Source organism: Micromonospora sp. NPDC000663 (assembly GCF_042898105.1).
In the GTDB taxonomy this organism is placed as follows: Bacteria; Actinomycetota; Actinomycetes; order Mycobacteriales; family Micromonosporaceae; genus Micromonospora.
Map to the genome: position 1 here is coordinate 1 of NZ_JBIAYR010000018.1, position 9549 is coordinate 9549.

8 protein-coding genes and 2 tRNA genes are annotated in these 9549 nt (G+C 70.9%); 8 read left to right on the plus strand and 2 right to left on the minus strand.

Going from position 1 to position 9549, the window contains the following annotated elements; genetic code table 11:
• Positions 1–138 precede the first annotated feature (138 nt).
• On the minus strand, positions 139–306 hold the full coding sequence (locus ACFY1S_RS29410) for a DUF5679 domain-containing protein (RefSeq protein ID WP_167517324.1): 168 nt from the start codon (positions 304–306) through the stop codon (positions 139–141).
• A 506-nt stretch (positions 307–812) separates the two neighbouring features.
• Between ACFY1S_RS29410 and ACFY1S_RS29415 the strand changes: the two genes are divergently transcribed.
• Together ACFY1S_RS29415 and ACFY1S_RS29420 are read left to right on the plus strand one after the other, a co-directional pair.
• Positions 813–1343 (plus strand): M48 family metallopeptidase, encoded by a 531-nt coding sequence (locus ACFY1S_RS29415; protein WP_387124174.1) that lies wholly within the window; start codon positions 813–815, stop codon positions 1341–1343.
• 75 nt (positions 1344–1418) lie between these two features.
• The gene (locus tag ACFY1S_RS29420) at positions 1419–2027 is read left to right on the plus strand and encodes a hypothetical protein (protein ID WP_387124176.1); all 609 of its coding nucleotides are present in this window, start codon (positions 1419–1421) and stop codon (positions 2025–2027) included.
• 48 nt (positions 2028–2075) lie between these two features.
• On the opposite strand, the gene ACFY1S_RS29425 is transcribed toward ACFY1S_RS29420, so the two are convergent.
• Positions 2076–3365 carry a zinc-dependent metalloprotease gene (locus tag ACFY1S_RS29425; protein ID WP_387124178.1) on the minus strand — a complete coding sequence of 430 codons (1290 nt, stop codon included), beginning with the start codon at positions 3363–3365 and terminating at the stop codon, positions 2076–2078.
• A gap of 114 nt (positions 3366–3479) precedes the next feature.
• On the opposite strand from ACFY1S_RS29425, the gene ACFY1S_RS29430 reads away from it, so the two are divergent.
• The 6 genes from ACFY1S_RS29430 to ACFY1S_RS29455 all read left to right on the plus strand — a co-directional run bounded on the left by ACFY1S_RS29430 (position 3480) and on the right by ACFY1S_RS29455 (position 9531).
• Positions 3480–4493 (plus strand): PDZ domain-containing protein, encoded by a 1014-nt coding sequence (locus ACFY1S_RS29430; protein WP_387124180.1) that lies wholly within the window; start codon positions 3480–3482, stop codon positions 4491–4493.
• A 96-nt stretch (positions 4494–4589) separates the two neighbouring features.
• Positions 4590–7577 (plus strand): UPF0182 family protein, encoded by a 2988-nt coding sequence (locus tag ACFY1S_RS29435; RefSeq protein WP_387124182.1) that lies wholly within the window; start codon positions 4590–4592, stop codon positions 7575–7577.
• A gap of 190 nt (positions 7578–7767) precedes the next feature.
• The gene (locus ACFY1S_RS29440; protein WP_387124184.1) at positions 7768–8277 is read left to right on the plus strand and encodes an RNA polymerase sigma factor; all 510 of its coding nucleotides are present in this window, start codon (positions 7768–7770) and stop codon (positions 8275–8277) included.
• Positions 8267–9202: a hypothetical protein gene (locus ACFY1S_RS29445; RefSeq protein ID WP_387124186.1), complete on the plus strand. Its 936-nt coding sequence runs from the start codon at positions 8267–8269 to the stop codon at positions 9200–9202. Before ACFY1S_RS29440 ends, ACFY1S_RS29445 begins: the two co-directional genes overlap by 11 nt.
• Before the next feature lie 58 nt (positions 9203–9260).
• Positions 9261–9334, plus strand: a tRNA-Met gene (locus ACFY1S_RS29450).
• A 123-nt stretch (positions 9335–9457) separates the two neighbouring features.
• Positions 9458–9531: transfer RNA gene (locus ACFY1S_RS29455), tRNA-Met, on the plus strand.
• Positions 9532–9549: the final 18 nt, after the last annotated feature.

The window sequence follows — 9549 nt, forward strand, 5'->3', positions numbered from 1 at the left end:
CCCGCGCGGCTGGGGCTGGGGGGGGGGGGCCCACAAATCCGGCGGGGGGGGGGGGGGGGGGGGGGTGGGGGGGGGGGGGGGGGGGGGGGGGGGGGGGGGGGCCCCCCCCCCCCCCCCGCCCCCGTGCACCCGAACGGGTCAGACCTTGGCCTTGCCCAGGATGCGGTTCACTGTTGTCCCGCACACCGGACACTTGCCCTTGGCCATGTTCATTCCGGTCTTCGAGACCTCGACGTGCCCCTCGAAGTCCCGCTTCTCCTTGCACTTCACGCAGTAACCGTTGTAGCTCTGGGCCTGGTCGGCCACGGTGCCCCTCCTCGTCTCGTCCGCCGGTCAATACGGTCCCGGCGGGTTGCCCGGCGGCGGGCCCACGGGGCGCCGGCGCTGGGTTTCACTCCGCGGCCACCTTCGTGACCGCTGGTCCGCGGACCCTACCCAGGTCTGGGCAGTTCCATGTCAGCTGTGCATCGACACTGTGAGCAAGTCGACGTCGAGAGTGTGCATGGCGAAATAGGTCGGATAAGTCAGTTTGGCGGGGACACGCCGACCAAACCCTCTCAGCCACCCCTGCGGGTGCCCCCACGCGCGTCCGCAGCGGTGATCACCTAAGTTGGAGACGAAGCGCTCCGGCCCCGGTGTTCACGAAGGGTGACGAGGGCGCGTGGCGACGCCCTGGTCAAGAAATTTTCAGGACGCTGGGCGACCAATCACCATTTTCTGGGCGCGTGTCGTGCGGTTGACTCTTGCGGACCCCTGGTCAGTACGCATTAGCTTTCTGTCGTGACACGTAGCCGAGGCTGCGCGGGCCAGTGATGGCGGGGACGCGCAAGCCGGTCGTCGAGGTACGGCGCAGTCAGCGCCGACGACGCACGGTGTCCGCGTACCGCGACGGTGAGCGGGTCGTCGTCCTCATTCCGGACCAGTTCTCCCGCGCCGAGGAGAGCGAGTGGGTCGACCGGATGCTCGCCCGGCTCGCCGCCCGGGAGGGCCGGCTGGCCCGCTCCGACGACGAGTTGCTGGCCCGGGCAACCCGGCTCATCGACCTCTACCTCGGCGGGTACGGCGCGCGTGCGGTGCCCGCAAGCGTGCGGTGGGTCACCAACCAGAACGGCAGGTGGGGCTCCTGCACGCCCGCCGACCGCAGCATCCGGATCTCCCACCGGGTCCAGGACATGCCCGAGTGGGTGATCGACTACGTGCTGCTGCACGAGCTGGCGCACCTCATCGTGCCGAGCCACAACTCACGGTTCTGGGCGTTGGTGGGTCGCTACCCCAAGGCGGAACGCGCCCGCGGCTACCTCGAAGGCGTCGCCGCCGCCTCCTGCGCCCCCGTACCCACCTGATCTCCGGCCGCCGCCGGGCCGCAACGGCCGGATGGGCGCGGTGCTCGACCCCGAGTGGGGCGCTAGGGTCGGGGCATGGCGCGGCGAGTGGTGGTGGCGTTGCTCGGGCCGGTCCAGTGGTCGCCGCCCGGCGTCGACCGGGCGGACTGGCGGGCCGCGCTCGCCGAGGACGTCGTCGACCTGATCGCCACCCTCAACGAGGTGGACGTCGCAGTCGCCGTGACCCCGGCCGACCGCGCACTCGCGGACGCTCTGGTCTGGCCGGGAACCGCCGTGTACGAGGTGGCCGAGCCGACACCGAACGCGGTGTTCGCCGCGTTGGACGGCTACGACCAGGCGGCCGTGCTCGCCGCCGACGTGCCGGACCTGCCCGCGCTGACCATCGGCAAGCTGCTGCGCCCGCTCACCACCAGGCCGGTGGCGGTGGCCCCGGTCGAGGGCGGCGGCCCGGGTCTGCTCGGGGTGGCCGTACGGCTGCCCGTGCCGGAATGGCTGCCCCCGCTGGACCTGGACACGGCGACGCCTGCCAACGCGCGCTCGGGTGCGCCCCGACCGGGGGACGTCGCCGTCACGGCCGGCTGGCGACGGATGCGCGGCCCCGCCGACCTCGCGACCCTGGACCCGGCCTTCGAGGGCTGGGAGGCCACCCGCGCCCTGCTCTCCGGCTCGGGCCGTCCCGCCTGACCGGTCCGGGTGCCCGGCGCCGGACGGCGCGGGCACCCGGTCGGAGCGTCAGGACTTGGCGTCGCCCTCGTCGTCGGTCTCGTCGGGCTGGCCGGGAGCCTTCTCCTCGACCCCGCCGGGGGCGGTGAAGTCGAAGTTGTCCAGCTCGCTCAGGTCCATGTCGTTCATCGCGAAGGCGACCGGGTCGGCGAAGTCGTCGTCCGACGGGAGCAGGTCGGGGTGACCCCAGACCGCGTCGCGGCCCTCGATGCCCCGGTGCGTGGTGAGCGCGGCCCAGAGCGCCGCGGCCTCGCGCAGCCGGCGTGGGCGCAGTTCGAGGCCGACAAGCGCGGCGAAGGTCTGCTCGGCGGGACCGCCGGCGGCCCGGCGGCGACGGAACGCCTCACCCAGCCGCACCACGTTCGGCAGACGGTCGCTGGCGGCGCTGTCCACCACGTGGCACACCCAGCCCTCCACCAGGGCCAACGCGGTCTCCAGGCGGGCCAGGGAGGCCTTCTGCGCCGGGGTGTCCTCCGGGGTGAAGATGCCCTCCAGGGCGATGGCCTGCATCGACTCCGGATCGGTCGGGTCGACCCGGCCCATGGCTTCCTCGATCGCCTCCCGGTTGACCCGGATGCCCGAGGCGTACGTCTCCACCGCGTTGAGCACGTGCCCACGCAGCCACGGGACGTGCTGGAACAGCCGCTGGTGGGCGGCCTCACGCAGGGCGACGTAGAGGCGTACCTCGTCCTCGGGCAGCTCCAGGCCCTCGCCGTACGCCCGGATGTTGGCCGGGATCAGCGCGGCCGTGCCGGCCGGGCCGAGCGGCAGGCCGATGTCGCCGGCGGAGAGCACCTCCGCGGCGAGCGAGCCGAGGGCCTGACCGAGCTGGCCGCCGAAGAGCGCCCCGCCGAGGGTGGCGACCATCGACTGCATCGGGCCGAGCTGGGCGCGCGCCTCCGGTGGCACCAGGTCACCCATCGCGCCGACCATGCGGCTGGCCACCGGGTCGCAGAGCTTGCGCCACACGTCGAGCGTCTTGAAGATCCACTCGTTGCGGTTCCAGGCGAGGGAGGACTGGATGCCCGTCGGCCACGCCGTGGCCGGCTCCAACCACAGGTCGGCCAGGCGCAGCGCCTCCTCGACCGCGTGGCGCTCGTACATCGACACCGCCGGGTCGCCGGCGGCCGCGAGCTGGCTGGCCGCCACCTGACGGGCCAGGTCCCAGTTCACCGGCCCGCTGCCCGGTGCGGACAGCAGGTGCTGCAACTGCGACATGAACTGCTGCATCTGCGCGGGATCGTTGGGGTCTGGTGGTTGCCCACCCGGAAGCGCGAAACCGAACGGAATATCAGGCACGACGTCTACGGTACGCGCGCCACGCCCCAGGTAGCGCCGCTGGCGTTGCGCTGAGGGCGAAGTCGCGTGGCGCATCCGGCAGGCGGGCCCCGACCGGTCGGTACGCTCTGGCGCATGAGACGTCGTGGCCTGACGGTCCTGCTCGGTGCCCTGTTCACCGCCCTGCTGAGCATCGGGGTGCTCCGGGTGCCGATCCCGTACGTGGTGCTCGGCCCGGGCCCGACGGTGAACACGCTCGGCACGGCCGACGGCAAGGAGGTCATCAAGGTCTCCGGACGGGACACGTCCACCTCGGCCGGGCAGCTCCGGTTGACCACGGTGGGCGTGCAGCCCACGGTGCGACTCCGGTCGGCGATCGCCGGGTGGTTCTCCGACGACGAGGCGGTGGTGCCGCGTGAGCTGGTCTACCCGCCCGGTGAGTCGACGGAGCAGGTCGAGCAGCGCAACGCCGAGGACTTCAAGGTGTCGCAGACCAGCGCCGAGACCGCCGCGCTCCGCGAGCTTGGTTTTCCGGTGCAGGTGGTGGTCAAGACCGTCGCCGCGGACGGGCCGTCGGCCGGTGCGCTCAAGGCCGGCGACGTGGTCACGTCGGTCGACGGTCAACCGGTGCCGGTGGCCGCGAAGGTCACCGAGCTGATCCGGGCCAAGCCGGTCGGTGCGGCGTTGACCATCGGCTACACCCGTGACGGTGTGCCGGCCACCGCGACGGTGACCAGCCGGGAGCAGGACGGCCGGCCGCGAATCGGCGTCGAGATCGACCAGCAGCAGCCGCACCCGTTCACGCTCGACATCGAGTTGGAGGACATCGGCGGTCCGAGCGCCGGCCTGATGTTCGCCCTGGGCATCGTGGACAAGCTGACCCCGGCCGACCTCACCGGCGGGAAGGTCATCGCGGGCACCGGCACGATCGACGACGAGGGCTCGGTCGGCCCGATCGGCGGGATCGCCCAGAAGCTCGTCGGCGCGAAGCGCGCCGGGGCGAAGGTCTTCCTCGTGCCGGCGGACAACTGCGCCGAGGCGGTCCGCAATCCGCAGCCCGATCTGCCGCTGCTGCGGGTGGGCTCGTTGGACGAGGCATTGACGGCTCTTGACACCCTCCGTTCGGGGGGTCAGCCGACCCGCTGCTGACCGGTGTGACCGTGCCCCGACACGTTCAGGAAGACCCCGTACTCTGGGTGCCTGGTCGGAGCCGATCACATCGAGCGTGCGGAGCCAACAGTGGTCATGCGTAGCAGCAGCCCCCTACCGAGGATGAGTCGGCGCGGCCGCGTCACCATCGCTGTCCTGGTCGGGGTGTTCGTGCTCTTCACCCTGCTGGGCTGGGGTGTTCAGGCCTGGACCGACTGGCTCTGGTTCGAGGAGGTCCGCTACACCGAGGTCTTCACAGGTGTGCTGCTCACCCGGCTGCTGCTCTTCCTGGTCATCGGCCTCGGCATGGCTGTGGTCGTCGGCGGCAACCTGTGGCTGGCGTACCGGCTGCGCCCGCGGTTGCGGCCGCACTCGGTCGAGCAGGCGACCCTGGAGCGCTACCGGATGGCGCTCACCCCGCGCCTGGGCACCTGGATCTCGCTGGCCGCCGCCGTGATCGGGCTGTTCGCCGGCCTCTCCGCGCAGAACCGGTGGAACCAGTGGCTGCTCTTCCGTAACGGCGGCGACTTCGGGATCAAGGACCCGGAGTTCGGTGTCGACCTCGGCTTCTACGTCTTCCAACTGCCGTTCTGGCGCTACCTGCTCGGGGTCGCCTTCACCGCAGTGGTGTTGGCCGTGATCGGCGCGCTGGCGGTGCACTACCTGTACGGCGGGGTCCGCCTGCAGGGTGTCGGGGACCGGATGAGCAACGCGGCCCGCGCCCACCTGAGCAGCCTGGTCGCGGTCTTCGTGCTGCTCAAGGCCATCGCGTACGTGCTGGACCGGCGGGCGATGCTGCTGGAGTACAACGAGGGCGCCAAGCTGTACGGCGCCGGCTACGCAGACGTCAACGCGCTGCTGCCGGCGAAGGAGATCCTGGCGTACATCTCGATCGTGGTGGCCATCGCGATCATCGTGTTCTCCAACGCCTGGATGCGGAACCTCGTCTGGCCGGGCATCTCGCTGGCCCTGCTCGGTGTCTCCGCGGTGGCGATCGGCGGCATCTACCCCTGGGCGGTGCAGACCTTCGAGGTCAAGCCGAGCGCCAAGGACAAGGAGGCGCCGTACATCCAGCGCAGCATCGACGCGACGCGGGCGGCGTTCGGGTTGGCGGTCACCGAGACCACGCCGTACGCGGCGAACAATCTCACCCCACCGGCGAACCTGGCCACCGACACGTCTGTGGTGTCGAACGTGCGGCTGCTCGACCCGCAGTTGGTGAGCGAGACGTACACCCAGCTCCAGCAGGTGCGGGGCTTCTACGACTTCGGCCCCAAGCTGGACATCGACAGGTACGGGGTGAACGGCAAGACCTCCGACTACGTGGTCGGCGTCCGGGAGATCAACTACGGCGAGCTGACCGACCAGCAGAACACCTGGATCAACAGGCACACCGTCTACACCCACGGGTACGGGCTGGTGGCCGCCCCCGCCAACCAGGTGGTCTGCGGCGGGCAGCCGTTCTTCGTCTCCGGCTTCCTCGGCGAGAAGACCCAGGAGGCGTGCTCCTCGCAGACCGAGCAGATCCCGGCCAAGCAGCCGCGCATCTACTACGGCGAGCGGATGGCTGCCGACGACTACGCGATCGTCGGGCAGTCCGACCCGAACAAGAAGGCCGAGTTCGACAGGCCGGTCGGTGAGGGTGGCGGCGAGTCCTACACCTACACCGGTGAGGGCGGCGTGGAGATCGGCTCGTTCCCCCGGCGGCTGCTGTACGCCATCAAGGAGCAGGAGTCGAACTTCCTGCTCTCCGAGGCGGTCAACAAGGACTCCAAGCTGCTGTACGTGCGGAACCCGCGGGACCGGGTGGAGAAGGTCGCGCCGTTCCTCACCCTGGACGGCGACCCGTACCCGGCGGTGGTCGACGGCCGCGTCCAGTGGATCGTCGACGGCTACACCACGGCGGCCACCTACCCGTACGCCGAGCGGGTCAACCTGCAGACCGAGACCACCGACGAGCTGACCAACCGGGGCACCTTCCAGCTGGCCCGGGAGAACGTCAACTACATGCGCAACTCGGTGAAGGCCACCGTCGACGCGTACGACGGCACGGTGAAGCTCTACGAGTACGACGACACCGACCCGGTGCTCAAGGCGTGGAACAAGGCGTTCGGTGGTGACCTGGTGCTGCCGAAGGCGGAGATCCCGGTCGAGCTGAACGAGCACTTGCGCTACCCGGCGGACATGTTCAAGGTGCAGCGCAACCTGCTCACCAAGTTCCACGTGACCAACCCGGGCGACTTCTACTCCGCGCAGGACTTCTGGCAGGTGCCGAACGTGCCTGACGCTCCGGACAGCGGCCAGAAGCAGCCTCCGTACTACCTGTTCACCCAGTTCCCGGGGCAGGAGAGCCCGCGCTTCCAGCTCACCTCCGCGGTCACCCCGAACGGCAGGCAGAACCTCGCCGCGCTGATCTCCGGGTCGTACGTCGACGGAAAGCCCCGGTTGGAGGTGCTGGAGCTGCCAGATCAGACCCGGATCTCCGGTCCGGTGCAGGTGCACCAGCAGATGACGAACAACGCGAACATCCGCCAGCAGCTCAACCTGCTCTCCAGCAACCAGGCGCAGGTGCAGTACGGCAACCTGCTCTCGCTGCCCTTCGCCGACGGCATGCTCTACGTCGAGCCGGTCTACGTGAAGAGCAACCAGCAGGACGCGTACCCGCTGTTGCAGAAGGTGCTGCTCTCGTACGGCGACGGCGGTTCGTTCGTGGCGCTCGCCGACAACATCAACGACGGCATCAAGCAGCTTGTCGAGCAGGGTAAGCGGGCCGGACAGGGCACGTCGCCGCCCCCGACCACAGGGGGTAACCCGACCACCCCGACGCCGACCGCCACGCCGACGCCCACGCCGACGCCGAGTGGCACCGCCACCCCGGCGCCGACCGGCGAGCTGGCCGCCGCCGCGGACCGGGTGCAGGCCGCCATCACCGAGGTCCGCGCCGCGCAGGCCTCCGGCGACTTCGAGCGGTACGGTCGCGCGCTCAAGGCGCTCGACGAGGCGCTCACCGCGTTCCAGCAGGCGCAGACCGCCAACCCGGCGGGTGCGCCGAGCGGCGGGCCGACGCCGAGCGCCGGCGGCTGACCCGCAACGCCGAACATCCCTCGGAGCCCCCGTCGCCCGACCACACAGGTCCGGACGGCGGGGGCTCCGCCGTGTGCGGACGCCACGCAGGCCTGTCGCCTGTCCGACACCGTTTGTCCCGCTGACCCGCAACCCACGGTGGCGGCCCGCCGTCCTCCATGCAACGGGGCGCGGACGAGGGGGGTCAGTCGTGAGGGACGCGCAGAGCTTCGACGAGTTCTATCGCTGCACCGCCCGGCGGACCATGCGGTACGCCTACGCGGTGGCCGGTGACCACACCGAGGCGCAGGACCTGGTGCAGGAAGCCTTCACCCGGGCCTGGCGGCAGTGGGGGCGGCTGTCGGAACATCCGGCGCCGGAGGCGTGGCTGCGTCTCGTGGTGGCCCGGCTGGCGACCGACCGCTGGCGGCGCCTGCACCGCTGGCGGTCGGTGCTCAGTCGTACCGGGCCGCCGCCGGACGCGCCACCGCCGAGCGAGGACGGGGTGCTCCTGGTTCGCGCGCTGCGCCAACTGCCGCCCACCCACCGGCAGGCGTTGGCCCTGCACTACCTCTTCGACATGTCGGTGGAGGAGATCGCCCGGGAGACCGGTGTCCCGGTCGGCACCGTCAAGTCCTGGCTGTCCCGGGGGCGGTCCCGACTGGCCGCGCTGCTACCCGACTTCGCCGTCGAGAAGCTGGAGGCGAACGATGTCAGCTGAAATCTCCGACCTGTACCGGTCGCTCACCGTCGTCGCCGACGGCATGGAGGTGGCCCACCCTGAGCTGGTCCGGCGGCATGCCGACCGGCGGGCCCGGATCCGGGTCGCCAGCACCGCGGTCGCGGTGGCGGTGCTGCTCGGCGGGGTGGCAGTCGGTGGACGGCTCGTGTTGTCGGCGGACGGCTCGGCGCCGTTGCCCCCACCCGCGGACACCCCCGGGCCGCCGCCGACCTCCTCGACGCCCCGCCCGTCGCCGTCGGTCTCGCCGACGCTGTCGACGTCACAGTCGTCCACGCCGGCGACCAGCACGTCGGTCGGCAGACCGCCGGCCTCGGCGACCGGCTCGGCAGTGTCCCGGCCGCCCACCTCGATCCCCGATCGGGCCTTCTTCAGGCTGGCGGCGGCCGACGGGAGAGGCCTGGAGTCGTGGGCGACGTCGGCGATGCTGCCTCCGCTCTGCGGGGCCGGCTACCCCAGCGACTCGGCTGTGGTCCAGCGTCGCGGCCGGTTCCTGGCCTACAAGAAGCCGGAGCAGCCGGCGGAGAGCGTGCCGGATGGCAGCTACCGGCACACCATCACCATCTACCGCTCCGGCCGCGCCGACGACGCGCTGCGGGAGCTGCGGCAGGCCGTTCGCGACTGCCCCACCCAGAAGCAGTCCGACGACGCCAGGACGTGGCGGCAGCGGCTGTTGACCTCGGGGGAGTACGGCGACGAGTCGGTGCTGTTCGAGATGCGGTCTCCGTACCCGGACGGGATGGGCGAGCCGGGGGCGGACGAGGTGCGGCTGGTCAGGGCGGTCCGGATCGGTCACGTGGTGACGGTGCTCTGGGAGCAGGGTTGGGAGTCCACCACCGCCGAGCGCGCGCAGGTCGACGCCGACAGCCGGCGGGCGGTGGCGGCGATCGAGAACTGGCTCGACTGACAGGAATCGGAGTCGCTTTGCGGTGTCCCGGGTCGGTGCGCTACGGTTAGCGAACCGACGCGGGGTGGAGCAGCTCGGTAGCTCGCTGGGCTCATAACCCAGAGGTCGCAGGTTCAAATCCTGTCCCCGCTACAAGAAGGAAAGCCCGTCTCCGGTTCGCCGGAGGCGGGCTTTCTGCATTGCGGAGGTGCGCGTCCGGCCGGGTCGACCCCGCCGATCATCGTCAAAAGGGATGGGTTAGGGTTAACCAGTCGACGCGGGGTGGAGCAGCTCGGTAGCTCGCTGGGCTCATAACCCAGAGGTCGCAGGTTCAAATCCTGTCCCCGCTACAAGAAGGAAAGCCCGTC

Bases quoted from the DNA above. Each gene is read 5' to 3' on its own strand.
- ACFY1S_RS29445 (WP_387124186.1), top strand. From the start codon at position 8,267: ATGTCAGCTGAAATCTCCGACCTGTACCGGTCGCTCACCGTCGTCGCC.
- ACFY1S_RS29415 (WP_387124174.1), top strand. From the start codon at position 813: ATGGCGGGGACGCGCAAGCCGGTCGTCGAGGTACGGCGCAGTCAGCGC.
- ACFY1S_RS29420 (WP_387124176.1), top strand. From the start codon at position 1,419: ATGGCGCGGCGAGTGGTGGTGGCGTTGCTCGGGCCGGTCCAGTGGTCG.
- ACFY1S_RS29435 (WP_387124182.1), top strand. From the start codon at position 4,590: ATGCGTAGCAGCAGCCCCCTACCGAGGATGAGTCGGCGCGGCCGCGTC.
- ACFY1S_RS29430 (WP_387124180.1), top strand. From the start codon at position 3,480: ATGAGACGTCGTGGCCTGACGGTCCTGCTCGGTGCCCTGTTCACCGCC.